Consider the following 25252-nt stretch of genomic DNA (forward strand, 5'->3'; position numbering starts at 1 on the left):
TTGCGATACCAATACACTCCCGCAATCCACACCCTCTGTGGTGAGCGTCATGTGAGACGTGCGTTGCTGCCCGGCTAGCGTGTCGCTCCGTACAGGGTCCATGCCAGCGCCGGCCGTGTCGAACCCTCGGCTTGCCGTCGACGCTGGCGATCGGCGACGTCTCCTGGAGGACGAATGTCACGGCAGTTCCTCGCGGAGGGCGCAGGCAGTATTGCGCTCACCGGAGGTGGCTACACGATTGTCGGTGTAGTCGCCGTGGTCGCGCTTGCCGCACTCGTCATCGGCTACGTCCTGCTCAAGGAGGTGCTGGCCGCGGGCCAGGGCACCGCCAAGATGCAGGACATCGCCAAGGCGGTGCAGGAAGGCGCGGCTGCTTACCTCAAGCGGCAGCGGAACACCCTCGCCATTTTCGGCGTGATCGTGTTCCTCCTGCTCTTCGCACTTCCCGCCGACGACTGGAACGAGAAGATCGGTCGTTCGATCTTCTTCCTGGTCGGTGCGGCGTTCTCGTTCGCGATCGGCTATCTCGGCATGTGGCTGGCGACGCAGGCGAACCTGCGCGTGGCCGCCGCGTCCCGTGAAGAAGGCGGCCGCGAGGTCGCCATGCGCGTGGCGTTCCGCACCGGCGGTGTCGTCGGCATGATCACCGTCGGCCTCGGCCTGTTCGGTGCCGCGGTCGTCGTGCTGGTCTACACCGGCCAGGCGCCCAAGGTGCTCGAGGGCTTCGGCTTCGGTGCCGCCCTGATCGCGATGTTCATGCGTGTCGGCGGCGGTATCTTCACCAAGGCCGCCGACGTCGGCGCGGACCTGGTCGGCAAGGTCGAGCAGGGCATCCCGGAGGACGACCCGCGCAACGCCGCCACCATCGCGGACAACGTGGGCGACAACGTCGGCGACTGCGCCGGCATGGCCGCGGACCTCTTCGAGTCCTACGCCGTCATGCTGGTCGCCGCGCTGATCCTGGGCAGCACCGCCTTCGGCGTGCACGGCCTGATCTTCCCGCTGATCGTGCCGGCCATCGGTGTCATCACCGCGGTCATCGGTGTCTACATCACGAAGGCGCGCGTCGGTGAGCCCGGCCTCGTCACGATCAACCGCTCGTTCTACATCTCCGCGGTGATCTCCGCGGTGCTGTCGGCGATCGCGGCGTTCGTCTACCTGCCGAGCAGCTTCGGCGACTTCGGCGCGGAATTCGCGGGCACCACGGGCAACCCGGCCGTCATCGCGACCATCGCGGTGATCATCGGCATCGTGCTCGCCGCGGTCATCCTGAAGCTGACCGGCTACTACACCGGCACCGAGTACAAGCCGGTCAAGGACGTCGCGCAGACGTCGGAGACCGGTGGCGCGACCGTCATCCTCTCGGGCATCTCGGTCGGTTTCGAGTCCGCCGTCTACACCGCGCTGGTGATCGGCGCGGCCGTGTTCGGCGCGTACCTGCTGGGCGGCGGCGTCGCGCTGTTCGCCGTGGCGCTCGCCGGTACCGGCCTGCTGACCACCGTCGGCGTCATCGTCGCGATGGACACCTTCGGCCCGGTTTCGGACAACGCGCAGGGCATCGCCGAGATGTCGGGCGACGTCGACGAGAAGGCCGCGCAGATCCTCACGGAGCTGGACGCGGTGGGCAACACCACCAAGGCCATCACCAAGGGCATCGCGATCGCGACGGCCGTCCTCGCGGCGACCGCGCTCTTCGGCTCCTACTCGGACGCGATCACGAAGACGCTGGCCGGCATGGGCAACGGCGTGGTCACCGGCATGGACGCGGCCAAGTCGTTCGTCAACACGATCGTCAGCCCGAACACGCTGGTCGGCGTGATCGTCGGCGCGGCCGTGGTGTTCATGTTCTCGGGTCTCGCCGTCAACGCGGTGTCCCGTGCGGCCGGCGCGGTCGTCTACGAAGTGCGCCGTCAGTTCCGCGACATCCCGGGCATCATGGAGGGCACCACCCGCCCCGAGTACGGCAAGGTCGTCGACATCGTCACGCGCGACTCGCTGCGTGAGCTGACGACGCCGGGTCTGCTGGCGGTCTTCGCCCCGATCGCGGTCGGCTTCGGCCTGGGCACCGGCGCGCTCGCCGGCTACCTGGCCGGCGCGATCGCCTGCGGCACCCTGATGGCGATCTTCCTCGCCAACTCCGGTGGCGCGTGGGACAACGCGAAGAAGCTGGTCGAGGACGGCAACCACGGTGGCAAGGGCTCGTCCGCGCACGAGGCCACCATCATCGGTGACACCGTGGGTGACCCGTTCAAGGACACCGCCGGCCCGGCGATCAACCCGCTGATCAAGGTCATGAACCTGGTCTCGGTCCTGATCGCGCCCGCCGTCGTGCAGTTCTCGATCGGCCCCGACGAGAACGCCGCGGTCCGCATCATCATCTCGCTGGTCGCGGTCGCCGTGATCGTGGCGGCGATCGTGGTGTCGAAGCGGCGGGGGACGGTCCTCACGGACACCCCCACCGAGATCAAGGCCTGACGCGGTACCCGTTCCCGGGCCCGGCACGCAGCGTCGCGTGCCGGGCCCGGGGCGTGTCGGGTAATCCCACCCGGGCTCGGCGACTTGCGAAGCGGCACCGAGTCGGTACCGTCGGGCGTTCCGGGACGTCGTCGAGCAGGAGGTGTTCAGGTGCGGCCGCGGTCAACCGTCTTAGCCGCCCTATCCACGACGATCACCATCGGCCTCGCCGGCTGCGGGCAAGCCGCCACGCAGTCCCCGGCGCGCGACCAGGGTCTGTCAGTGACGACCGTGGCGCCGCAGGCCGATCCGGCGGCGAGATGGGCGGACGGCTACTGCGGCGCGGTGACGCACCTGGTCCGCACCCTGGCGGCACTGCCCGCCGTCGACCCGAGCACGCCGCAGCAGGCGTCCCGGACCTCCAGTGACCTGCTCTCCTCGGTGGTCGGCGGGCTCGACCAGAGCCTCGCCGGGCTGAACGCGCTCGGCGCGCCACCGGTGGCGTCGGCGGACGGCGGGCGCGAGGACGTCATCGGGCAGTTCACCGGCATCCGTGAGCAGGCCGAGAACGCGCGTCAGCGCATCGACGCCGTGCGCGGCGACGCGGCGGAGACCAAAGAGGCCCTTGGCGAGGCCAAGGCGACGCTCGACCGCATCGACGCGCTCGACTACCTCAAGGGCCTCAAGGACGTCCCGGCCCTGGTAGCGGCCGAGCAACGGGCCCCCGCGTGCCGGCAGCTGGATCAACCGCCTCGGTGAAGATCGGCGTGACCCTCGCCTCAAATCGAACTTGTGTTCTAGTATGGCGCGGTGGATCGGACGATCTCCCTCTTCTCCGCCGAGGCCAGCGGGCCGGGTCTGGGCGACCTGGCCGGGCTGCTGTGCTGCCACGGCCAGATCACCGGCTTCGGGCGCACGGCCGCCCGGCTGTCGGTGGTCGTCGAGGAGCCGTGGCGGGCACACCTGCTGGCGCGCGAGTTCCGCTGCCGCGGCGCGGACGCCCAGGTCTCGAAGGCCGACTGCGGCAATCCGCAGGTCCGGACGTCGTTCCGGGTCGATCTGCTCCCGCTGGCCCTGCGGTGGCTGCGTGAGGGCTGCGCGGGCCCGATCGAGGACGATTCGGGCAAGGCGGTGCCGGACGGTTTCCGGCTGAGCGGGGCGATGCTGCGGATGTGGGCGCTTGCCGGCGGCCGTCCCGGCACGCAGGGCTACCTGCTGGGGGTCGACCCGCTGGCGCCCGGCATGCACGAGCGGCTGGTCGAGGCGCTGACGCCGTTGGGCGTCGCGGCGAAGCTGACCGGCCCGAAGGTCGAGGTCCCGGCCGTCAAGGTCACCGGGAAACGCCGGTTGGAGGCGCTGCTGGAGCTCATCGGGGAACCGCCGCCGGGCGCCGAAGCGGTGTGGCCCGGCGCGGCGCCGCGGCCGGTCCCGCACCCGGAGGCCGTGACGAGCACGGCCTGACCGGGCGCGGGCGGCGCGTCAGGGCCGGGGCAGCGTGCAGCCGGCCTGGGTGAGGGCGATTTCGTTGGCCGCGGTGAGGCACGCGGGAATGCCGTAGGTCTCCTGGCCGTAGTTCGTCTTGTAGTGGACGGTCACGTTCCCGGCCTGGTCGACCTCGCACGGGTTGTTCTCCGTGCAGCGCGCGCCGTCCTCGTTGCCGGTGTTGTTCACGCCGACGACCTTGCCGCCGGAGACGATCGGCGAGCCCGACGTGCCGCCGATGGTCTGGCAGGCGGAGGTGTAGCGGATCGAGTCCTTCCAGGTCCAGCTGCCCTCCTTCAGCCGGTAGACGAAGCCGTCGACGTTGCAGGAGTAGATCCGCTTCCAGTAACCCGACACGACGTCGATCGCGGCGCCGGCCGTCGGGTGGGCATTGGACAGCTCCAGCGGCGAGATCCCGTAGCTCGACTTGATCTGCGCGTAGGTGGTGGTGAGCTGGTAGAGCGACACGTCGGTGTCGGTCATCGTCCCGTAGACGATCTTCTTGGCCCGCAGGGTGCCCGCGCTGCCGCCGCTCGCGTTGAGCAGCGTGAACGTCCGGCTGGACGTCCGGTTGGTGATGACCTGGCCGGGGCCGGGGAAGCCGGTCTCGAGGCAGTGCCCGTTGGACATGACGAGCGCGGGTGCGGTGTCGGGGGTCGCGGCGGGCTTGACCACCGAACCCGAGCAGTTGGACAGGGCGACCGTGCCGGCGAAATTCGCCGCGGCCGCGCTCGCCGGAGTGGTACCCAGTAATACTGTGGCGGTCGCGGCGGTGAGCAGGGCGCCGAGGAGGCGTCGAGTCATGGCGGATCCTTTCGGCTGGGCGGGGAAACCAGTGAAGCGGTGACGTCCCGCGCCCACCACCGTCGAACGGAGGGTATCCGGACGGTCACGCGCTAGGCTGCGCGGGACGTGGCCGAAATCACGTGGCAGGTACGTTGGGGAAACATCGTCGAGGTCAGCGGCGATGCGCTGGGCACAGGACCGGCGGCGTGTTGGGCCACCTCCGCGCCGTCCGGGCCGGAACAGCGTGCACACTGGCAGGTCGAGACACGGGCCCGGACCCTCAGGGGGACGGGGCGCGGTGCAGTCCCGCGGCGGTGGGACGAGATGAGCGGAGAGCAGGACAGCGTGGCAGGAGCACGGACCAAGAAGAACGGAGCCTCGGCGGACAACGGCGCCGGGCACCGGCGGCTGGTCATCGTCGAGTCGCCGACGAAGGCCCGCAAGATCGCCCCCTACCTGGGCGGCGGTTACGTCGTCGAGTCTTCCGTCGGGCACATCCGCGACCTGCCTCGTGGTGCCGCCGACGTGCCCGCCCAGTACAAGGGCGAGTCCTGGGCGCGCCTCGGCGTCGACGTCGACAACGACTTCAAGGCCCTCTACGTGGTGACCCCGGACAAGAAGTCCAAGGTCACCGAGCTCAAGAGCCTGCTCAAGGACGTCGACGAGCTCTACCTCGCGACGGACCCCGACCGCGAGGGCGAGGCCATCGCGTGGCACCTCCTCGAGACCCTGAAGCCGAAGGTCCCGGTCCGCCGGATGGTCTTCCACGAGGTCACCGAGCAGGCCATCCTCGCGGCCGCCGACTCGACCCGTGAGCTGGACGCCGACCTCGTCGACGCGCAGGAGACCCGCCGCATCCTCGACCGCCTCTACGGCTACGAGGTCTCGCCGGTGCTGTGGAAGAAGGTCATGCCGAAGCTCTCGGCGGGCCGCGTGCAGTCGGTGGCGACCCGGATCGTCGTCGAGCGGGAGCGCGAGCGGATGCGCTTCACCTCGGCGTCCTACTGGGACGTCTCCGCCACGATGGACGCCGGTGAAGAGGCTTCGCCGCGCAACTTCTCGGCACGCCTGGTGGCCGTCGACGGCGCTCGCCTCGCCACGGGCCGTGACTTCGGCTCGGACGGGCAGCTCAAGGCGTCGAACAACGAGATCCGCGTGCTGGTGGAAGCCGACGCGCGGCGCCTCGCCGAGGGCCTCAAGCAGCGTGACTTCAAGGTCGCGAGCGTCGAAGAGAAGCCGTACACGCGGAAGCCGTACGCGCCGTTCATGACCTCGACGCTGCAGCAGGAGGCGGGCCGCAAGATGCGGTTCACCTCGGAGCGCACGATGCGGATCGCGCAGAAGCTGTACGAGAACGGTTACATCACCTATATGCGTACCGACTCGACGACTCTCTCGGAGTCGGCGATCTCAGCGGCGCGCAGCCAGGCCACGCAGCTGTACGGCAAGGAGTACGTCTCGCCGTCGCCGCGCCAGTACACGCGCAAGGTCAAGAACGCGCAGGAGGCGCACGAGGCGATCCGGCCGTCGGGCGAGGTCTTCCGCACGCCGGGCCAGGTCGCGAGCGAGCTGGACACCGACGAGTACCGCCTCTACGAGATGATCTGGCAGCGCACGATCGCGTCGCAGATGGCGGACGCCAAGGGCACCACGATGTCCGTGCGCATCGTCGGCACCGCGACGTCGGGCGAGGAATGCACCTTCGCGGCTTCGGGCCGCACGATCACCTTCGCGGGCTTCCTGAAGGCGTACGTCGAGGCCGTCGACACCGAGACCGGTGGCGAAGCCGACGACAAGCAGAGCCGCCTGCCGGTGCTGGAGAAGGACCAGGCGCTCACGGCGACCGAGCTGAACCCGGACGGGCACACCACGTCGCCGCCGGCGCGGTACTCGGAGCCGAGCCTGGTCAGCAAGCTGGAAGAGCTGGGCATCGGCCGCCCGTCGACGTACGCGTCGATCATCAAGACCATCCAGGACCGCGGCTACGTGTGGAAGAAGGGCTCCGCGCTCGTTCCGTCGTGGGTCGCGTTCGCCGTGATCGGCCTGCTGGAGCGCCACTTCGAGCGGCTGGTCGACTACGACTTCACCGCCGGCATGGAGGACGAGCTCGACCGCATCGCGTCCGGCAACGAGCAGCGCGCGCAGTGGCTTTCGAAGTTCTACTTCGGCGGCGACATGGGCGTCGACGGCTCGATCGGCCGGCTGGGCGGCCTGAAGAAGCTGGTCGAAGGTAGTGTCGAGGACATCGACGCGCGGGAGATCAACTCGATCCCGCTGTTCAGCGACGCCGACGGGCACACCGTCGTGGTCCGCGTCGGCCGCTACGGGCCGTACCTCGAGCGCGAGGTCAACGGTGAGTCGCAGCGCGCGAACCTGCCCGAGGACCTGCCGCCGGACGAGCTCTCGCAGGAGATCGCGGAGAAGCTGTTCGCGACCCCGCAGGAGGGCCGCACGCTGGGCGCAGACCCGGTGAGCGGGCACGACATCGTCGCGAAGGAAGGCCGTTTCGGGCCCTACGTGACCGAGGTGCTGCCGGAGATCGAGCTGCCCGAGGACGCGACGCCGGCGCAGAAGAAGGCCGCCAAGGCGAAGGCGCCGAAGCCGCGTACGGGCTCGCTGTTCAAGTCGATGGACATCGAGACCATCACGCTCGAAGACGCGCTGAAGCTGCTTTCGCTGCCGCGCGTGGTCGGCAAGGACCCGGAGTCCGGTGACGAGATCACGGCGCAGAACGGGCGTTACGGGCCGTACCTGAAGAAGGGCACGGACTCGCGCTCGCTCTCGACCGAGGACCAGCTGTTCTCGATCACCGTCGAGGAAGCGCTGAAGATCTACGCGGAGCCGAAGCAGCGCGGCCGGTCCGCCACGGCGAAGCCGCCGCTCAAGGAGCTCGGCGAGGACCCGGTGTCGAAGAAGCCGATGGTCGTCAAGGAAGGCCGGTTCGGCCCGTACGTGACCGACGGCGAGTACAACGCGACGCTGCGGAAGGGCGACGAGATCGAGTCGCTGACCGCCGAACGGGCGTCCGAGCTGCTCGCGGAGAAGCGGGCGAAGGGCCCGGCGCCGAAGCGGAAGGCACCGGCGCGGAAGCCGGCGTCGACGACGGCGAAGACGGTCAAGGCGGGCACGAGCAAGACCGCGAAGGCCGCGGCCGCGAAGTCCACCACGACGAAGCGCAGCTCGACGGCGACGAAGGCCAAGTAAGACTGCTCGTGAAGGCCTCCTGATCGGCTCTTGTGGCTGGTGAGGAGGCCTTCACGGCGTCCGGCCACACTTTCGGGTGACACCTCGAACGGATGTTCGGGAAATTGTCGGTGGTCCCGGGTTTCATGAACGCGTGACCACAACACCACGCACCGTGCACACGGTGACCACCAAGATCCTCAAGCCGGTCCGGGCGGCGGCCGCCGGCAGTTCCACCGCCACGGACCTGGTCGACTCGCTCCCCGGCTTTACGGGCACCGGCGGAGTCTGCGGCGTGGCCGTCGCGGTGTTCGGCGAGCCGTGGACATCGGCGTTCTTCGACGACCGGACGCGGTTCGGCGTCGCCGCGGACGGTTTGCGCCTGTCCGGGCCTTCGCCGGGTTCGGTCGCGGAGTTCCTCACCCTGGCGTTGACGCGTCTGCCGCCACACCCGCCGGCGCCGGGCGAGGGGCTGTACCTCGAGGCCGACGAGCGCGGAGTGCTCGAGCCCGAGCAGGAGTGCTTGGTCCTCGACCTGATGGACGACCTGCGCCGGCCGCGGCTCGGCACCGTCCAGCTCGACATCATCCGCGACGGGGCGCGGCAGTCGTGGGAGATGCTGGCGTTCGTCGACGACGACCGCGGCCGGCACCTGGCGGCGCTGGGCAGACGCCAGGGTGGCCACCGCCGGTTCTGGTGGCTGCCCGGAAGCGTGGACAGGCTCGCGGAGTTCGTCGAAGGGCGGGTGCCGGAGCATGCCTGAGCCGCTCGACGACCGCTCACCGAACGATGTCACCCACTCGAACATATGTGCGAGAAATTGTCGGTGCCAGGGTGTTCAATCAAGGGGTGAACACTTCAGTCGCCGTCTTCGACGTCATCGACGAGGTCATCGCCCCGCTGTCGGCCGAGGTGCCGGAGCGGCCCTCGGTGATGGAGTTCTACGACCCCCAGTTCGAGATCCCGCCGGTGCTGGCGGACACCGAACCGCTGCCGGGCCGTCGCTCCTCGCCCGCGCGGAGCCTCGCCGACGAGGTGGAGCAGTACACCCGGTTCGTCGCCGGGATGGCCGCCATTGGCCTGGCCCCGGGCGGCGAGGTCACGCCGGAAGCAGTCGGGCTCTACCGGGCGCTGCGGGGCGGTTTCATCCGCGGCGTGGTCACCGGCGTCTTCCCGGCCCGGCGGGAGCCGTGGGAGGTGCGGTTCTTCGGCGACGAGGACTACACCACGGTGCTGCACAAGCTGGGCAACCGCGCGCGCCTGCGGTCCGGCTTCCTGAGCGAGCTGCCGGGCTGGGTGTTCGACGGCCTGCCCGACCGGCCGCCGGGGCCGGGGCAGCACGTGCGAATCGAGACCGACGAGGGTGGGCTGATCCCGCGCCGGTGCGAGCGGGCGGTCGAGCTGATCCGTGAGTGCGCGGCCCGGCCGCGGCTGGGCACGGTGCTGGTCGACCTCGCCGTGCGCGACGCGATCTTGGCCGAGTACCCGCACGGCGCGTTCGGACTGGTGGACAACGACCTGGGCCGGTACCAGTTCAGCGCGGCGGTCGGCCGGACCGGGCGCTGGACGGTCACGTGGGGTCCGGCGTCGCGGAGCACGGCCGAGCAGTGGATCGTCGAGGCGGTCCAGAGCCATGCGTGAGCACGGGTCCCCGGAGGGGGTGGACGAAGAGGTGGAGCCGGCCCGGCTGGGCCTCACGGTGCGCGACGCGATCCTCGCCGCGGCCGAGCTGATCAGCGACGTGCCGATCCCGCGGAGTCCGGCAGCGGGCGTCGAGGGTGAAGCGGAACCGCGACCGGGAGAGGCGGCGCGAAGGCATGGTTGAGCGCACGGCGGCCCGGGAGCTGCTCGAGCTGGCGGCCGGCCCGGTGCTGGTGGCGATGCCGGACCGCGAGCCGGTCGACCGGCTCTACAACCCGGAGGTCAGCGACCACGACATCCTGGTGCACGGACCGGTCTCCGACGACCCCGCGGACCTGTTCGAGGAGGTCGAACGGCACACGGCGTGGGCCGCCTGGATCGACGGCACCCCGTTCGGCGTGGACGGCGAGCTCAACGAGGTCGGCTTCGAGGTGGTGTCGCTGATGCTGCGCGGTTCGGTCCGGGCGGCGCTGTGCGGCGTGTTCGACGAAGGACCGGAGACTGCGGACATCCGCTGCTACGCGGACGGCGAGCGGGCTTTCATGATGGGTTCGCTGCCCGGCCGCACGGCGATCCACCTGGCCGACTTCGAGGAGCTTCCGGAGATGCTGGTGGCAGAGCTGCCGGAGGCCCCGTTCGGCGCCTCACCCCGCGCGATCTGGCTGTCGGTGGACGCCGACGGCCTGGTCCACGACGGCCAGGACGCCGACGTGGGAGCGATACGCGAGCTGCTGGGTCGTCCACGTTCAGGCACGGCGGTGCTGGACATGCTGGCCTTCGGCGGCTTGTGCGCGGAGTTCCCGGACCACGGGTTCGTCCTGGTGGACACGGACCTGGGCCGGTTCGCCCTGGCGGCCCTGGATCGCGGCGACGGCCGCCGCCAGCTGGTCCTGAGCCCCTTCAGCCGCGGCATGCTCCGCGACTGGTGCCGGAAGATGGTCGACCTGGGACACGAGGAGGTGCCCTGAGAAGAGGGTGAGGCGGTTCCGCGTGCGGGCCATGCGGGTTCGGCGGCGTTGGGAGGTATGCGGCCAACGCCGGGCGGGTAGTGCGGCCGGCCGGCGTTGGGTAGTTCGGTCGCGCGCTGCCGGTCGGTAGCCCCGCCTCGGCGGACTGCTGTTCTTCCGCTGCGGGCGCAGCCCGACGAGGTCGCGCCAGCCGTGTCGGCGACTCACCGGCTTTGGCGGCATGGAAACAGGCAGTCACCAACCTCCCGCGGGCCGATGCTCCGACCGGCCGCAGCCGTCCCGCCGACCGGCGCACCGCACCCACCCGGCGCCTCCAGGCAAACCCGTCCCCGACTCGACCGGAAACCGGCAAACTGGTCGCCTCCGGCCGGCCGCTGGCCAGTCCCTCCCGACGGCCCCTGTGACCCGACTCACTACGATCCGTCACCATCGGCGGTCGACTGAACCACCGTCGGACTGGACACTGCAGGGGGTTCGGGCACAGGCTTGCGCTGCGTGACCGACCCTCCATTACAGACAGAGCCATTGGGCGGATGCGTTATCCGCCATCGTCGCTACCCTGGAAAGGCGAGGACATTCAGTAGTGAGGTGGTCACCATGAGCGCGAACGGTGAGGCTCCCTTCTTCAATGCCCCCGAGCTCACTCAGCGCGACGGCACGTTGTCCGAAGCCCCCGGCGAGATGTTCGCCGATCCCGTTTCGGGATTGGTCACGGCGGCACCTGAACCACGCGCCGCGGTCGCCAATGGCCACGAGCCCGCTGCCTTCCCGGTAGCCGGGCCCGTGCCGCACGACGAAGAAGCCGTGCGCCGGATGGTCGAGGAAACCCTCCGGGAGGAGGGCGGCGAGACCCCGAGGGCGATCCCACCGGCCGGCACCACCAGCGGCGTCGGCGGAGACGCCGGAACGCCGATGGGGCTTCTCCCGCGTCAGCGGACCCGGCGGCGTACCTGGCCGACGCGGCCGCCGTTGCTGCAGCGGCCCGTGCGGCAGAGGGCACCAGCCGAGGACGACTTCGACGAAGACCTCGAAGTCGTGCCCGTCAAGCGGCGGAAGCTGCCGGCGATGTCGATGCCTGCCTTCAACCGGCCGTCGTCGAGTGCGGCCGGGGTCATGCTCGCCGTGGCATTGCTGATCGTGTTCGGTTTCGTCGCCATCGAGCTGGTGTCCAGCCTGGTCAGCAGCGTGACCGGACTCTTCGACTAGCGTTCGCTCGCTGTTCCGCGCACCACCGTGACCTCGGGGCCGTCCGCGAGGCAAGGGCCGATCGGGCTACCCTGAGTTCACGGTCGGGCGACCTCATGAGGGCGCCCGGCACCGCGGTGACTAGTGGGGTGGGCGTATCAGCGAGGGCGTGCGATCGGTACCCGGGGCCGGCCCGGGTAGGTCGTCGGGCGCCGAGGCGTCCACGATCAACCGGGTCCGGCGGGTGCTGGCGATCAAACCGTTCCGGCGCCTCTGGGGCGTCACGTACCTGTGCAGCGTGGCCGACTGGCTGAACATCCTCGCCCTCACCGGCCTGGCCACGAAGCTGACGAACAACTACTTCGCGCAGAACTTCGCCTTCGTCGGCGTCGTGCTGACCGGCTTGGCGCCGGGGCTGCTGTTCGCCCCGGTCGGCGGCCTGCTCGCGGACCGGTTCGACCGCCGCAAGGTCATGATCGTGGCGGACCTGCTGCGCTGCGGTTTCCTGCTGTCCATCGCCTTCGTCAGCGCGCCGTGGTGGCTGCTGGTCGGCAACTTCCTCGTCGGCAGCGCGGCGAGCATGTGGATCCCCTCGAAAGAGGCCGCGGTCCCGAACCTGCTCCGCCGGCCCGACCAGGTCGAGACGGCCAACCAGCTCGGCATGGTGATGACGTACGGCCTGGCCGTCGTCACCGCGGCCGGCGCGAACGCGATCATCACCGGCGTCAACACGACGTTCCACCTCTTCTCCGGCGACCCGAGCCTCAACATCGCGAAGCTGGTCGTCGTCATCACCGGCCTGCTCTACCTGGCCAGCGCGATCCTCATCGCCACCCGGATCCCCGAGCTTTCGCTGCGCAACGTCCACGCGCTGCCGGAGCAGAAGGTCCAGGCGGCCGACGAAGAGAAGCTCGGCATCGGCACGATGATCGCCGACGGCTTCCGGTTCATCCGCAGCACGCCGCTCGTGCGCGGCCTGCTGGTCGGCGCGTTCGGCGCGTTCGCCGCGGGCGGCGCCGTCATCGGCTCGGCCAAGCCCTACTCCTCGAGCCTGCTGGCCGGCGACTCGGCGTTCAGCCTCCTGGTCCTGGCCATCTTCGTCGGCCTCGCCTCCGGGATGGCGTTCGCGCCCAAGCTCTCCCGGCGGCTCCCGCACGACCGGCTGTTCGGCGTCTCGATCATCGCGGCCGGGCTGTCGCTCGCGCTGGTCGCGTTGTCGCCGCACCTGTCGGTCTCGCTGGTCACCGTCGTCCTGGTCGGGTTCTGGGCCGGGACGGCGTTCCTCACCGGTGTCACGATCATCGGCTCCCGCGTCGAAGACGCCATCCGCGGCCGGATCAACGCGATCTACCAGCTGATGATGAAGCTGGTGCTGTTCGGCACCACGGTCACCGTCCCGGTGCTGGTCGGCGTGGTGGCGCCGCGCACGATCAACGTCTGGGGCAGCCCGGTCACGATCGACGGCACCCGGCCGATCATGCTCGCCGGCGCCGCGATCGCGCTGGTCGCCGGCATCTTCGCCTACCGGCAGATGGACGACAAGCGCACCGAGCCGATCCTGTCGGACCTGCGCAACGCGCTGCGCCGCACGCCGAGGCGCGTCAACGGTTTCCTCATCGCCGTCGAGGGCACCACCGCGATCAACACCGCGATCCAGGCCGTCAACCTGGCCGACTGGATGCGGGGCGGTACCCGGCCCGTCGTGGTCGCCGCCGATCCGGCCCTCGACGACAAGCGGCTCACCGCGCTCGTCTCCGGCGCTTCGCTGACCGGGGCCCGGGCCCAGGCGCTGGCCGCCGCCGCGGTGCGGGCCGACATCGTCGAGCGGCACGTGCAGCCGGCGCTCGACGCCGGTTCGGTCGTGGTGATGGAGCGGTTCGTCGACTCGCCGCTGGCGCACCTGTCGGCCGTCGCCGGGCTGGACAGCGACGAGCTCGAAGGCCTCGCCGACTGGGCGACCGGGCGGCTGCGGCCGGACCTGACCGTCCTGCTGGACTCCGCCCCGCCCGGCGCGCCGCGCGACCGGGCGACCGTGATGAACGACCAGTGGCGCGTCCAGCACCTGCTCACCGAGATGGCCGCGGCCGACCCGGAGCGGTACGTCGTGATCGACGCCGACGGCACCGACGCCCAGGTCGCCGAGCGCATCCGCACCGCGCTGCGCGCCGTGTTCATCGGCCGTCTTTCCGCACTGGCCCCGGCCGCCGACGCACCGACCAACGAGAACCCCGCGACCACCGACGGACCGGCGACGGACCGGCCGTCGACCCTGCCGCTGGACCTCGAAGACACGATCCCGGAAGAGCCTCGCGTGGAGGCGAAGTGACGACGACCGAACGCATCGGTGTCTGGAACCAGCTCGTCGGCCAGGAGCCGGCGGTCGAAACGCTGAGCGCGGCCGCGGCGGCGGCCGCGAAGATCGTCGCGGGCGAGCCCGCGCCGCCGGGCGCGATGACGCACGCGTGGCTGCTCACCGGCCCGCCCGGGTCCGGCCGGTCGGTCGCCGCGCGGACGTTCACCGCCGCCCTGCAGTGCAGCACCGGTACCGGCTGCGACGCCTGCCCGGGCTGCCACACGACGATGGCGGGCACCCACGCCGACGTCCGGCTCGTGGTGCCGGAAGGCCTGTCCATCTCGGTCGCCGAGATGCGCGCCCTGGTGCAGGCGGCCGCGCGCCGGCCGACCACCGGCCACTGGCAGGTCGTGATCATCGAAGACGCCGACAGGCTCACCGAAGGCGCGTCGAACGCGCTGCTGAAGGCCGTCGAGGAGCCGCCGGAGCGCACGGTCTTCCTGCTCTGCGCGCCGTCGTCCCACCCCGAGGACGTCTCGGTGACGATCCGTTCGCGCTGCCGCCTGGTGACGCTGCGGACGCCGCCGCCGGAGGCGATCGCGGACGTCCTGGAGCACCGCGACCACGTCGACCCGGAGCGCGCCCGGTGGGCGGCTTCGGTGTGCGGCGGCCACGTCGGCCGCGCGCGCCGGCTCGCCACGGACGAGGCCGCGCGGCAGCGCCGGGCCACCGTGCTGCGGATCCCGCTCGGCCTGCGCCGCCCCGGCGACGTCTTCACCTGCGCCGACCAGCTGATCAGCGCGGCGGAGGCCGACGCGGGCGAGGCGAGCAAGGGCCGCGACGAGGACGAGCGCAACGAGCTGCGGACGGCGATGGGCGGCGACGGCGTCGGCAAGGGCGTCGCCGGCGCGAAGCGGGCCGCGGAAGCGGCGGTCAAGCAGCTCGAGAAGAAGCAGAAGTCCCGCGCGACGCGCACCCAGCGCGACACGCTCGACCTGTCCCTGATCGACCTGGCCGGCTTCTACCGCGACGTCCTGGTGACGACGACCCGCTCCGGCGCGACGCTCAACCACCCGGACCACGCCGACCAGATCGCCGAAGCGGCTTCGGCGTGGACGCCGGAATCGACGCTTCGCCGGCTCGAAGCGGTGCTGGAATGCCGCGAGGCGATCGACCTGAACGTCAAGCCGCGCATCGCCATCGAAGCGATGGTCACGACGCTTCGCCAGGGCTGAAACGAAGAAACCCGCCAAGAAGCTCTTGGCGGGTTCCTCCACTGCCCCCGGGGCTGCTTCAGGTCACTCGCGCGGACGCGGTGACGGCTTGAACGGCTTCTCTTCGACCGCCACGGCCAGCGGACGACGTCGCGAGCCCGGCATCGCGGCCACCATGACCACGCCGAGCAGCAGCATCGCGGTGCCCGTCCAGAACAGCGGCACCGTGTCGTACGCGCCGCCGGTGTAGGCGAGGTTCTTCACCGGCCCCTTCGGAGCCTGACCGCCCGCGGGCGGCGTCGACGTCGTCCCGCAGATGACGCCGCCGGTCGGTGCGTAGGCCCGCGCGACCTGCTCGCCGAGCGACAGCTGGGCCAGCGACGACGGCAGGTTCTTCGCCTGGTCGGCCGGCAGCAGGCTCTTGAGCTTGGTCGTGGGCAGCAGCTGCAGGTCGAACAGCCGCGCCGACGCGCCCAGCTGGAAGCCCTTGAACGGCGTGGTCATCTGCGCGGACTTCTGGTCCAGCCCGGCGATGCTCAGCCGCAGGACACCGAGGTCCAGCACGGTCCCCGCGGTGTTGCCGACCTGCTGGATGCCCTTGGTGAGCGTCGAAACCAGGCCGCCGACCACCGGGATGTCGTTGAGCTGCCCGAACTGGTCGCTCAGCCCGGTCAGCGGCAGCCCGATCGGGATGTCCTTGGTCGGGTGCGCCGCGTCCAGCGTGTACAGCGTCTTGCCGGCCGCTTCGATGGTCAGCACCGGCGCGGTGTAGTCCACTTTGGACGTCTTCGCGTCGCCGGTGGAGGTCACCTTCAGCGTCGGCTGGCTGGCCACCTTGATGCTCAGCGCCAGCGGCGTGCCCTTGAGGATCTCGATGTCCGCGGCCTGCAGCGTCGACGTCGACTGCACGGCCTTGTTCTTCGAGCCCGGGAGATCGACCAGCTTCACCTGCGAGCGCGACGAGAGCGTGTTCGGCAGGCTCAGCAGCGAGCCGGTGCCGTTCGCCGCGGTCTGGCCGCCGCCCTGCAACAGCCCGCCGAGGCTCTGCAGGCCCTTGGTGAGGTCGAAGCCCTTCGCGAGCGTGCTCGGGTCCAGGGCGAGCTTGTCGAGGCCCAGGTTCGGCATCGACGGGATGACGTTCAGCAGCGACAGGCTCGCCACCGACGTGCTCGCGTCCGCGATGGTGTCGACGCACGGACCGAGCGTCGGGCTCCACCGCGCGTGCGCGCTCCCGTTGAGCAGCCCCACGTTCAGCAGCGGGTTCGGCGGCGCGTTCAGCCCACCGCTGATCGGCTGCGGGTTGTCCGGCAACGCGGTCTGCACGACGCTGCCCGGCGTCTGCGGCGCGTTCCCGCCCACGGACAGCCCGAACGGCGACGCCTGCGCGATCGACTTCTCGTAGCTCAGGTAGGCGTCGGAGTTGGCCGACGCGTTCGAGAGGCCCATCCCGGCTTCGAGCGCCGACTGCTTCGGCAGGGTGTCCCCGAACCCGGGCAGGATCGTCTTCGTCGGCACGGCGTTGGGCAGCAACCGGATGATGCCGAGCGCGGTCCCCGCATCCCCGACGGCCTGCCCCAGCGGCTGCGGCCCGATCGGCGCCGAGATCGGCGCCTGCCCCGGATTGGCCGGCTGCGGGATCGGCGTAGTCGGATAGGTCGGATCGGCGTTCGCCGGCGCCGCGCTGAACAGGAGCAACGCCGCGGCCGCGGGCAGGGCCACCGAACGGGGCAGTCTTCGCCGCATGTGCCAGAGCCTCCAGATAGGTCGATCGGGGGATGAGACCGACGTCATAGGGCCCTAACGACAGTCCCCCCGGAAAGTGACGCTGACAGCCTCCGCTACACTTGAGCCCGTCGCCAGCGCGAGCCGGAGACATGCCGCCTTAGCTCAGTCGGCCAGAGCGATTCACTCGTAATGAATAGGTCAGGGGTTCGATTCCCCTAGGCGGCTCCGCAGGTCAGGCCCCATCCGAGAGTCTTCGGGTGGGGCCTGACTCGTCTGGTGAGGGTCTAAGTGAGCGTCACAGCGCCCGCGTGATGCGCGTAGAAAGTTCCGCAGGTTCACCCGTCACGGGGTAGTCCAGTCCGTCGCGACCGTGCTGAGACCGCCGCCGCTGCGGCGCCGGTCGGCACCAAGCGTCGAGAGTGCGGTCGGACAGCGATGAGCCCGAGGACGCCGAAGCCGAGTCCCGCAGACGCCGTCGGCTCGGCGAATCCGCTCAGGAGGTGCGCGATGCTGAAGCCGCCGGACTCATCCATGCCGACGTCGGCAAGATGATCTAGCGCCTCCGCAGCGTGGTGAGTAAGTAACTCAGCGGCGCTGCCAACCAGTTTGCCCACGGGCCAGGCGAGAAGGCTCTGCACGAGCGCTCCGGCGTCGTGGTCAATTCGCCAGGCGTCTTCAGTTGTTCGAGGCGGCACCTTCCAAGTCGCTGAGTACTGTGCTGTGCCGCAGCCTGCGACCACCGGCCTGCTGGGCCGATGACATCCCTCCGAACAAGAGATGCCTCGCCGGACGGGTAGGTCTTCGAGATGGCTGGCAGGCACGAAGTTGCATCCGTTGTGTCGTCAAACGTCAACTTGTCGATCCCTCCGCTCGCGCATCAGTTCGAGCGCAGATTCATCCGAATGGACCAATAGCAACAATATCGACGCTGAGTCTGTCCAGTTCTTTGCCCGAAAATGGCCAGTGATCGTCAACTAACTACGCATGCTGTAGGTAACCGGTCCGCGGGTTCATTGTGCCGGCGCGAGGACGGCAGTGTGTGCATAGGCGGTCGATGTCGTGATCGTTCACCGGCCACCGAGCAGCCTGAACGCGCAGGTAGCAGGCGCCGAGAGACCTTTTGGCGTCTGGCGGCATCAACCTGGTCGGGCTCATATCCTCGGGTGAGGTGGCCCTGGTCGAGTTCAAGACAGGAGACAGAGCCGGCAGTGGCGAGGACGGCCGCACCTTGCCGGAACTGGTAGCTCGGATGTGGCTAGTCGATGAGTGCAACTGGAGTGCCTGGTTGACCGCCTGGTTGCGGTGCGGGTCGTGGCTTGTGGCCGCCCCGCCACTACGACACGACTCTGGTCTGGTTCTTGCGCCATATGGTTAACGATCGCATCAGGCGCCGCACGGTCTATTCATCCGGCGACAATGGCTGGGTTAGCATGCCCACTATGATCGATGAGCAGCTGTCGCCTACGCCGCCGTTTCTGCGCTGGGCAGGCGGTAAGCGGTGGCTGATCCCGATGATCACCGAGCTGCTGGGCGCAACGGAGGTCCAGAACTACCACGAGCCCTTCGCGGGTGGTGCTGCAGTCTTCTTCGGGCTGGAACTGAAGGGGAAGGCCTACCTTTCCGATCTGAACGCGGAATTGATGGCTACTTACGCCACTATTCGTGAAGGGCCCGATGAAGTCTGGCGTTTCCTCAAAAAATATCGCAACACGAAGGAGCAGTATTACGCCGCAAGGGCGGCCTCGCCAAGGTTGCCAGCGTCCCGTGCTGCTAGGTTCATTTTCCTAAACCACGCGTCCTTCAATGGGATCTATCGTGTAAATCTGTCGGGAAAGTACAATGTTCCCTACGGGTTTCGTGAGTGGTACAACCCGCCAGGCATCGAGGCCCTCCGGGCCGCAAGTCGCCGTCTTCAATCAGCCGACCTTGCAACCTGTGATTTTGAGGTGGCAATGAGAAACGTGGGCCCGGGCGACCTGGTTTTTCTCGACCCCCCATATACGGTCGCGCACAATAATAACGGCTTCATCAAGTACAACGACAGGCTGTTTTCGTTCTCGGATCAACATCGTCTCAGTGCTGCAATTGACACGATTCGCGGCGTGGGGGCGTATTATATTCTGACCAACGCTGCTCACCAATCGATCGCAGAGTTGTTCAGTAAAGGTGACATGCAGTACGAAACCAATCGTAAGAACGCCATTGGGGGTCTTATGGCTGCGCGCGGCGTTGCTACTGAGTTCCTTTTCACGAATCTGACGATGCGATGATGTCCGAACCGCCTAGTGGGTCGATACGTGACTCTCTGCTGCCGACAAGAAGTATTCCCGCCGAGATTCGCAGGCGAATGTCGCCCTATCTCTTCCGGACCGTCCAGCCGAAGCAGATCCCGGACTTCGAAGCGGATGGCTGGGTCGTAGACAAGCGACTCAGTCGAAGCGTTCGAATGCGGAAGCCGAAGCCGCACGATATTGCTTTTGAGGATCGCGTCTGGGCGGCGTTTGCGAAGCTCGATTTCAAACTAATTAACAAGGGCCGTCATTTGGATATCCGGTACGGCGATACGGATAGACAGATACGGCAAGTGAATGTCTTTGCGGCGGACGAAGATGTCCTGCTGCTGGTGGAATGCAGGTCTTTAGAGGCTGTCCGGACTCTCCAGTTGAAGAAGGAGATCGAGGCGATACATGAACAGCGTGCAGGTATTCTAAGAGAAGTCAAGAAAGAATTCGCCAGTCACAAGGTCAAATTCATCTTGGCAACTAATAACATCGGCGTCTCCATGCAGACCGCAGAGCGAATTGCGGCGGCCGATGTGATCCACATGGATGATGATGTAATCGACTATTACATCGAGCTTGCTGAGCACCTTGGTCGGGCTGCGCGCTACCAACTCTTGGGTAGCTTGTTCGCGGGCACCAGGATTCCGAACCTCGACGCCGAGGTAGTGGCAATCGAGGCCAAGATGGGTGGGCACAAGTACTACTCGTTCTCTATTGAGCCTGAGAGGCTACTTAAGCTCGCTTACATTCTGCACAGAAATAGGGCAAATACGAACCTTATGCCGACGTACCAACGCCTTATAAAGAAAGCTCGGTTGAAAAACGTTTCTGCTTTTGTAGAATCTGGCGGCTACTTTCCAAACTCGCTCATCCTTAGTCTTGACACTGGTCGACGCGGTCTTCAATTTGACGCTTTCCCTCGGCGCCTGGGAGACACCAGGGCGGGAGTCCTGCACCTGCCGCAGACGTATCGTGCGGCATATATCATCGACGGTCAGCATCGGTTGTACGGATATGCTGATAGTCCTCGGGCGGGCAATGACCTCATCCCCGTAGTGGCGTTCGTAGACCTTGAGCGCGCGGACCAGGTTCGACTATTCATGCAGATAAATGAAAACCAGCAGGCGGTCCCGAAAAACCTCCGCAATACCCTAAATGCTGATCTGCTATCGGAGTCGGCAGATCGGCGTGAGCAGATAAGAGCGCTGAAGCTGCAGATCGCTCAGCATCTGGCCGAGTCTAAAACGTCGCCGCTCTACGGTCGGATTTTGATCGGGGAGAACAGTAGAACCGCTACTCGATGCATCACAATCGATGCGGTTAGTCGTGGTCTAGAAAGAGCAAATTTCCTGGGTTCGTTTACGAAGACTGAAGTTCGGGAATTAGGAACCTTCTATCGTGGCTCCAACGACGCCACTCTGGGCCCGCTGTCGGACTACCTCTCGCAGTGCTTTTCCTATGTGTGTGAACACCTAGATTTGCAATTTCGCCTCGGGAGTGCCGAAGGTGGATTTCTGTTTATCAATAATGGCATCGAGTCTCTGATCCGTATATTTGGCGACATTGTCGACCATCTGGTTTCGAAGAACAATTATAATCCACGTCAGATGGTGTCTAGTGTCCTATTTTCTGAGGCTCAGTACTACTTAGATCCTATGATTGACATGCTATCAGCGCTGAGTCCGGCCGAAGGTAAGGAGTATCGAGGACTTTACGGCTCTGGGGCTGGCACCAAGTATTGGCGGAAGCTCCAGTTGGCGATTCAAGCTAAGCGACAAGACTTCGATCCTCCGGGCCTCTCTGAGTATCTGGAAAGCGAGGAGAAGCAGTTCAACACCGAGTCCTTCGAAATGATCAGCTCTATTGAACACTTTCTAAAGGTCGACATCCGGCAGCGACTGCAGGACGAGCACGGATCGCAGTGGTTTAGGCTTGGGGTTCCGAGGAAAATTCGGACAGACGCTGGAATTCGAGCCGTCGAGAAGAATGCCGACCGGCTTGACGGGGAGGTCGAGCTCGAGCCTTGGGACTGCCTCTATCTCATTGATTACCAGACGATCCTCCAACAGAACAATGACCTCTGGAAACGTCGATTTGAGAAGCGATACACGCGGCCTGGCGACGAGAACATGTCAGGAACATGGAAGCAACGGACCGCCTGGCTCCAGCGTCTGAACGAACTCCGTAATGACATCGCTCACGGCCGCTCCATCACGGCCGATGGCCACAACTTCTTGGTCACTCTGTCGACCTGGCTGGTCAAGGGGCAAGCCGACAACGACTTGTAGCGTGACAACCAGATCAGAACGCCACAGGCGCATGTTTGCGTGGCCACGTGACGCCGCTTTCCTCGGCGCAGAGTCTGCCGATCACGACCGAGCAGGTCCTCGCGCCAGAGCGCCGCGGCAGCGTGTTCCAGACCGACAGCAACGCTAGGGACTGCTCGAAGGCGAATCAGTCGGTCCTGGACTGAGTCGGATAACAAGGCAGGCCCCACCAGCTGGTCGGGCGGAGCCTGCCTCGTCGGGTGAGCGGCTAAGACACCCTGATTAGTGGTCGACGGAAGTCACGCAGGCTCGTCCGTCGCGGGGAAAGCCGGTCCATTGCAGTCGCGCCGGACTCGACCACCGGCCTGATCTGCGTTCGGTAGACCAGCTCCGTGACAGCGGTGCTGCTGTGCCCGACCAGCCGCGAGATTTCCTCGATCGGCATCCCGCCGACCGAGAGGATCGAGACGAAGCTGTGTCGCAGCTCGCGGGGCGTCCACTGGGCCGGGTTGAGCCCGGCCGCCTTGATTACCCGCCGGAAGTCTCGTCGGACGTTGTTGACGTCCCGCTCGGTGCCGACGTTGGTTGCGAACACGAGTCCCTGTTCACGCCAGTCGTCACCCGCGACCGCCTTGACCGCCAGTTGGGCTTCCCGGTGCGCCTCTAGCGCCTTCACGGCTCGTTCAGGAAGCGCGAGCGTGCGCCGGGACTTCCGTGTCTTCGTCTCGCCGCGGGCGCGGACCGAACGCCATACCTTGACGTTCGGCGGGATCGCCGGCGTCGCGTCCGGCGTGCCCAGGAGATCCACGTGGTCCCAGGTGAGCGGGCGCATCTCCTCGGTCCGCGCGCCGGTCAGCAGGGATACCACGATGTAGGCGCGCATCGGCGACGACTCCGCCGCCGCGAGCACCGCTTCGGCCTGGGCGAGCGTGAGCGCCTTCGACGGACGCCCCGTCCCCTTCCCGGCTGGCAGCTCGTCGCACAGCAGGACCACGTTGTATCGGACCCGCTTGCGCACCTGGGCGCGGTTGATCGCCCGGCGGAGGATCGAGCGGAGGTTGCGCAAGGTCGAAGTCACCAGCACTTCGGCTTTCTCGGCCAGCCAGTCTTCGACGTCGTCGACTTCGAGCTTCACCAGCGGCCGGGCGCCGATCGCGGGCACGATGTGGTTGTTCACCAGCGACCGGACGGCCTTGACGGTGTTGGGGTCTCGTTCGCCGCGTTCGTAGCTGACGAGCCAGTCGTTGACCGCTTGCTCGACCGTGTACTTGGTCGACGCGTTAGCGGCGCCCTCTTCGACATCGCGGATCAGCTCCTTGAGCTTGTTTTTGGCTTCGGTCTTGGTCTTGCCGCTGGCTTTGCGGTATATGCGCTTTCCGCTCGGCCGGTAGCCGATCGTCAGCTCGGCGATCCAGCGCTGACGGCTTTCCGACCAGTAGACCGTGCCATCTCCGCGACTACGCCGACTCGCCATAGCCGACCTCCGCTTCCTGCATGAGCAACTCGACGTACTGCTGGATGGCGACGGCCGGCACGAGCCGGGCGCGCCCCTGCTTGACCGAGCGCAGACGCCCCGAGCGCAACTGCTCGTAGATGACTGAGCGGCTCATCGAGAGCAGGCGCATGGCTTCGGTGATCCGGTAAAGGTGCCGTTCGGGCACGGCGACCGGCATGGGTGCGGCGTTCATCGGTCCCCCTCGGTGTCGTGGTCGGGCTTTGTGGGCGCGACATCCGCGACCTCCGCGACTGGGCTGGTCAGCACGGGTGCGAGCGGCTGTTGGGTGCCGCGACCGTCCGCGACCCCGGTTGCGGAGGTCGCGGAAGCCGTCGACGACTCCGCGGCGCCTGATCGGGCGCTGACCTGCGGGGTTGCGCTGGTCGCGGAGGTCGCGCCCGTTTCGGGCGGTGGGAGGTAGCGGCTCCAGGCGTCGGCCAGGCCGCCGTCGCCGTCGATGCGGTAGCCCTTGAGCGTCTTGCCGCTGACCTTGAGGTCCTTCGGCCGGACCAAATACCGGTCGAGTTCCTTCGCGAGACGTCGGCTGTCGAGCGGCTTGCCCTGGACGTCGGTCCACGGGCCGTCTTCGATGGCGTGCAGTTCGCGGATCAGCTCGGCGGTGACGATGCGGTCGGTGTTCTCCGCGGTGAAGATCTGCCGGATGTCCGCCAGCAGCCGCACGCCGATCGAGGCCGGTTGCGCTGTGGCTTCGAGTACGAAGTGACGGCATGCCCGACGAGCGGTCTCCGGCCAGTGGCCCAAGCCGCGTCGGCGATCGCCAGTAGCGGCCGCCAGATCTCGGCCGCACGGTCGCGGACGCCGTCCGGTCGTTCCGGGCGCGCGCGGCTCACCTCGTCGCCGACTCGACCGACCCACTCCGCCAGTTCGGCGCGCACCGGCGCCGACTCGCGCTCGACGTCCTCTTCGATGAACTCCTCGACCACTTCGTCGAACCGGCGTTTGCGCATGTGCACGGTGATCGCCTTGGTGGTGATGGTGTCCGGCATGCCGCCGGCGATTCCGGCGAGCGCGACCGGCGCGTAGACCGGGAACCGCGTGACGTTCATGCTCTTGGCGTCGCCGACGCACCGCGTCACCGTCGCCGAGCGCTTGTAGCCCGCGTTGAGCAGGGCACGGAGGTCTTCGTTGTTGCCGCCTGTCTTCGGGTTGAAGACCGCGTCGATCTCGTCGAACAGCAGCGTCATGGGCCCGTCGGCGAGCATGCGGAAGATCGCGGCCGGGGTGATGCTGATCGTCATCTCCGGCTTGGCGACGAGGTACTGCGCGACCTCCAGCACGCGTGTCTTGCCGCTCCCTGGTTCTGCCGAGTCGAGGATGAGGCGCGGCGTGACGTAGAGCCGTTCGGCGACGTGGGTGTGGGCGTACCAGAGGGCGAGCGTCGGCGCGGCGTGCTCGTTGGCGAAGGCCGAAAACCGCGACACGAAGGTCACGACCGCGTCGAGGACCTCGTGTCCCGGCTTCGCGAAGGCGCCGGCCGGTGCGGGGCCGAGCCACGTCAGGGGGTTGACCGGCGCGGCCTCCGGAAAGGAGCCGCTCGGCTGGGCGCCGCCGTCCTCGGCTGGCGTGGCCGCGATGTGGCGGCTGCGCCAGACGCGCTGGCAGTTCTCCGAGCAGAAGTCGCCGGACGGGGAGTCACCGCGCGGCCGGCCGCACTGCTGGCAGCTGGGTGCCGGCTCGTCGGAGATGACGAAGTCGATCACGGACAAGGTGTCGTCTATTTCGGACATCAGGCAGCTACCTCCAGGCGCGCGGTGGGTTCGTCGCCGCCGCCGGCCTCGCGGTAGCGCTGCCACAGGTCGTCAAGGCGCTCGGTGTCGTCGAGCTGGTTGCGGAGGATGTCCATCGGCGAGTCGTTTTCGACGGCCTGCACCAGGCGGGCCGCGTGCTCCCGGACGGCGCGGCGGTAGGCGCTCTTGAGCACGACCGCTTTCAGCCAGGCGCCGTAGTACGGCGGCGGCAGGATCGGGCCGTCGGTGTAGGTCTCGACGATCCAGAGGCCGAGGCTGTGCAGGCGGTGCGCGCCGCCGGACCGCGGTTCGGTCGCCGTTCGCTCGCGGGCGTGGTCCATCACGGCCATCGGGGTCGGTGCGTGGCCCGCGCCGGTCAGTTCGATGACCAGCTGGAGGACGCGGGCGGCGATGGGCGAGCCGAAGTCGTCGGCGCGCATGCTGGCGAGCAGTCGGCGGGCTCCGGTCAGCCGGACCTGCATCACGCAGCCCAGGAACGGCAAACCGTGACGCCGAGGTAGGCGCCCGG

19 protein-coding genes, 1 tRNA gene and 1 pseudogene are annotated in these 25252 nt (G+C 67.9%); 14 read left to right on the forward strand and 7 right to left on the reverse strand.

Annotation, left to right across the window (positions count from 1 at the left end; all coding sequences use genetic code 11):
* Positions 1 to 174 precede the first annotated feature (174 nt).
* From ACZ7PG_RS21040 to ACZ7PG_RS21050, 3 genes are all read left to right on the forward strand, one after another.
* Positions 175 to 2475, forward strand: a complete 2301-nt coding sequence (locus ACZ7PG_RS21040) for a sodium-translocating pyrophosphatase (RefSeq protein WP_470240682.1) — start codon at positions 175 to 177, stop codon at positions 2473 to 2475.
* A 261-nt stretch (positions 2476 to 2736) separates the two neighbouring features.
* Complete coding sequence (locus tag ACZ7PG_RS21045; protein ID WP_470240683.1) at positions 2737 to 3213, forward strand: hypothetical protein; 477 nt, start codon at positions 2737 to 2739, stop codon at positions 3211 to 3213.
* A gap of 51 nt (positions 3214 to 3264) precedes the next feature.
* Entirely contained in the window at positions 3265 to 3915 is a 651-nt protein-coding gene (locus ACZ7PG_RS21050) for a hypothetical protein (protein ID WP_470240684.1), read from the forward strand.
* An 18-nt stretch (positions 3916 to 3933) separates the two neighbouring features.
* On the opposite strand, the gene ACZ7PG_RS21055 is transcribed toward ACZ7PG_RS21050, so the two are convergent.
* Positions 3934 to 4740, reverse strand: coding sequence for a S1 family peptidase (locus tag ACZ7PG_RS21055; RefSeq protein ID WP_470240685.1), 807 nt, complete (start codon positions 4738 to 4740; stop codon positions 3934 to 3936).
* Between the two features lie 306 nt (positions 4741 to 5046).
* Here ACZ7PG_RS21055 and topA point away from each other — a divergent pair, with 306 nt between their 5' ends.
* From topA to ACZ7PG_RS21095, 8 genes are all read left to right on the forward strand, one after another.
* Complete coding sequence (gene topA, locus ACZ7PG_RS21060) at positions 5047 to 7926, forward strand: type I DNA topoisomerase (RefSeq protein WP_470240686.1); 2880 nt, start codon at positions 5047 to 5049, stop codon at positions 7924 to 7926.
* Between the two features lie 133 nt (positions 7927 to 8059).
* Positions 8060 to 8668 carry a hypothetical protein gene (locus tag ACZ7PG_RS21065; RefSeq protein WP_470240687.1) on the forward strand — a complete coding sequence of 203 codons (609 nt, stop codon included), beginning with the start codon at positions 8060 to 8062 and terminating at the stop codon, positions 8666 to 8668.
* A gap of 86 nt (positions 8669 to 8754) precedes the next feature.
* Positions 8755 to 9546 carry an ESX secretion-associated protein EspG gene (locus ACZ7PG_RS21070; RefSeq protein ID WP_470240688.1) on the forward strand — a complete coding sequence of 264 codons (792 nt, stop codon included), beginning with the start codon at positions 8755 to 8757 and terminating at the stop codon, positions 9544 to 9546.
* On the forward strand, positions 9539 to 9730 hold the full coding sequence (locus tag ACZ7PG_RS21075) for a hypothetical protein (protein WP_470240689.1): 192 nt from the start codon (positions 9539 to 9541) through the stop codon (positions 9728 to 9730). The genes ACZ7PG_RS21070 and ACZ7PG_RS21075 overlap by 8 nt, the downstream gene beginning before the upstream one ends.
* Positions 9723 to 10514: a hypothetical protein gene (locus tag ACZ7PG_RS21080; protein ID WP_470240690.1), complete on the forward strand. Its 792-nt coding sequence runs from the start codon at positions 9723 to 9725 to the stop codon at positions 10512 to 10514. The genes ACZ7PG_RS21075 and ACZ7PG_RS21080 overlap by 8 nt, the downstream gene beginning before the upstream one ends.
* Before the next feature lie 597 nt (positions 10515 to 11111).
* Positions 11112 to 11720 (forward strand): hypothetical protein, encoded by a 609-nt coding sequence (locus ACZ7PG_RS21085; protein ID WP_470240691.1) that lies wholly within the window; start codon positions 11112 to 11114, stop codon positions 11718 to 11720.
* A 148-nt stretch (positions 11721 to 11868) separates the two neighbouring features.
* Complete coding sequence (locus ACZ7PG_RS21090; RefSeq protein ID WP_470240692.1) at positions 11869 to 14025, forward strand: bifunctional MFS transporter/dTMP kinase; 2157 nt, start codon at positions 11869 to 11871, stop codon at positions 14023 to 14025.
* A complete protein-coding gene (locus tag ACZ7PG_RS21095) occupies positions 14022 to 15227 on the forward strand; it encodes a DNA polymerase III subunit delta' (RefSeq protein WP_470240693.1) in 1206 nt (401 codons plus the stop codon). The genes ACZ7PG_RS21090 and ACZ7PG_RS21095 overlap by 4 nt, the downstream gene beginning before the upstream one ends.
* 63 nt (positions 15228 to 15290) lie before the next feature.
* On the opposite strand, the gene ACZ7PG_RS21100 is transcribed toward ACZ7PG_RS21095, so the two are convergent.
* Positions 15291 to 16949: a hypothetical protein gene (locus tag ACZ7PG_RS21100; protein ID WP_470240694.1), complete on the reverse strand. Its 1659-nt coding sequence runs from the start codon at positions 16947 to 16949 to the stop codon at positions 15291 to 15293.
* 133 nt (positions 16950 to 17082) lie between these two features.
* Between ACZ7PG_RS21100 and ACZ7PG_RS21105 the strand changes: the two genes are divergently transcribed.
* The 3 genes from ACZ7PG_RS21105 (at position 17083) to ACZ7PG_RS21115 (ending at position 21501) form a co-directional block, all read left to right on the forward strand.
* Positions 17083 to 17156, forward strand: a tRNA-Thr gene (locus ACZ7PG_RS21105).
* 1214 nt (positions 17157 to 18370) lie between these two features.
* Positions 18371 to 19201, forward strand: coding sequence for a DNA adenine methylase (locus ACZ7PG_RS21110; RefSeq protein WP_470240695.1), 831 nt, complete (start codon positions 18371 to 18373; stop codon positions 19199 to 19201).
* On the forward strand, positions 19201 to 21501 hold the full coding sequence (locus tag ACZ7PG_RS21115) for a DGQHR domain-containing protein (protein WP_470240696.1): 2301 nt from the start codon (positions 19201 to 19203) through the stop codon (positions 21499 to 21501). Before ACZ7PG_RS21110 ends, ACZ7PG_RS21115 begins: the two co-directional genes overlap by 1 nt.
* Before the next feature lie 247 nt (positions 21502 to 21748).
* Here ACZ7PG_RS21115 and ACZ7PG_RS21120 read toward each other — a convergent pair whose 3' ends face one another.
* The 5 genes and pseudogenes from ACZ7PG_RS21120 to ACZ7PG_RS21140 all read right to left on the reverse strand — a co-directional run bounded on the left by ACZ7PG_RS21120 (position 21749) and on the right by ACZ7PG_RS21140 (position 25205).
* Positions 21749 to 22954 carry a tyrosine-type recombinase/integrase gene (locus ACZ7PG_RS21120; RefSeq protein WP_470240697.1) on the reverse strand — a complete coding sequence of 402 codons (1206 nt, stop codon included), beginning with the start codon at positions 22952 to 22954 and terminating at the stop codon, positions 21749 to 21751.
* Positions 22938 to 23168 carry a helix-turn-helix domain-containing protein gene (locus ACZ7PG_RS21125; RefSeq protein WP_470240698.1) on the reverse strand — a complete coding sequence of 77 codons (231 nt, stop codon included), beginning with the start codon at positions 23166 to 23168 and terminating at the stop codon, positions 22938 to 22940. Before ACZ7PG_RS21125 ends, ACZ7PG_RS21120 begins: the two co-directional genes overlap by 17 nt.
* Entirely contained in the window at positions 23165 to 23851 is a 687-nt protein-coding gene (locus tag ACZ7PG_RS21130) for a DUF3631 domain-containing protein (protein WP_470240699.1), read from the reverse strand. Before ACZ7PG_RS21130 ends, ACZ7PG_RS21125 begins: the two co-directional genes overlap by 4 nt.
* A pseudogene (locus tag ACZ7PG_RS21135) lies at positions 23797 to 24723 on the reverse strand (DUF3631 domain-containing protein); the annotation flags it as partial. The pseudogene ACZ7PG_RS21135 and the gene ACZ7PG_RS21130, both read right to left, overlap by 55 nt.
* Positions 24723 to 25205, reverse strand: a complete 483-nt coding sequence (locus ACZ7PG_RS21140; protein ID WP_470240828.1) for a hypothetical protein — start codon at positions 25203 to 25205, stop codon at positions 24723 to 24725. The gene ACZ7PG_RS21140 and the pseudogene ACZ7PG_RS21135, both read right to left, overlap by 1 nt.
* Positions 25206 to 25252 lie beyond the last annotated feature (47 nt).

It is taken from the genome of Amycolatopsis sp. NPDC114504 (assembly GCF_055633595.1).

What these genes read in the sequence shown, in the direction of transcription:
- ACZ7PG_RS21055 (WP_470240685.1), bottom strand. Translation starts at nt 4,740, where the DNA reads ATGACTCGACGCCTCCTCGGCGCCCTGCTCACCGCCGCGACCGCCACA.
- topA (WP_470240686.1), top strand. Translation starts at nt 5,047, where the DNA reads ATGAGCGGAGAGCAGGACAGCGTGGCAGGAGCACGGACCAAGAAGAAC.
- ACZ7PG_RS21085 (WP_470240691.1), top strand. Translation starts at nt 11,112, where the DNA reads ATGAGCGCGAACGGTGAGGCTCCCTTCTTCAATGCCCCCGAGCTCACT.
- ACZ7PG_RS21100 (WP_470240694.1), bottom strand. Translation starts at nt 16,949, where the DNA reads ATGCGGCGAAGACTGCCCCGTTCGGTGGCCCTGCCCGCGGCCGCGGCG.
- ACZ7PG_RS21140 (WP_470240828.1), bottom strand. Translation starts at nt 25,205, where the DNA reads ATGCAGGTCCGGCTGACCGGAGCCCGCCGACTGCTCGCCAGCATGCGC.
- ACZ7PG_RS21080 (WP_470240690.1), top strand. Translation starts at nt 9,723, where the DNA reads ATGGTTGAGCGCACGGCGGCCCGGGAGCTGCTCGAGCTGGCGGCCGGC.
- ACZ7PG_RS21110 (WP_470240695.1), top strand. Translation starts at nt 18,371, where the DNA reads ATGATCGATGAGCAGCTGTCGCCTACGCCGCCGTTTCTGCGCTGGGCA.
- ACZ7PG_RS21125 (WP_470240698.1), bottom strand. Translation starts at nt 23,168, where the DNA reads ATGAACGCCGCACCCATGCCGGTCGCCGTGCCCGAACGGCACCTTTAC.
- ACZ7PG_RS21120 (WP_470240697.1), bottom strand. Translation starts at nt 22,954, where the DNA reads ATGGCGAGTCGGCGTAGTCGCGGAGATGGCACGGTCTACTGGTCGGAA.
- ACZ7PG_RS21040 (WP_470240682.1), top strand. Translation starts at nt 175, where the DNA reads ATGTCACGGCAGTTCCTCGCGGAGGGCGCAGGCAGTATTGCGCTCACC.
- ACZ7PG_RS21075 (WP_470240689.1), top strand. Translation starts at nt 9,539, where the DNA reads ATGCGTGAGCACGGGTCCCCGGAGGGGGTGGACGAAGAGGTGGAGCCG.
- ACZ7PG_RS21115 (WP_470240696.1), top strand. Translation starts at nt 19,201, where the DNA reads ATGTCCGAACCGCCTAGTGGGTCGATACGTGACTCTCTGCTGCCGACA.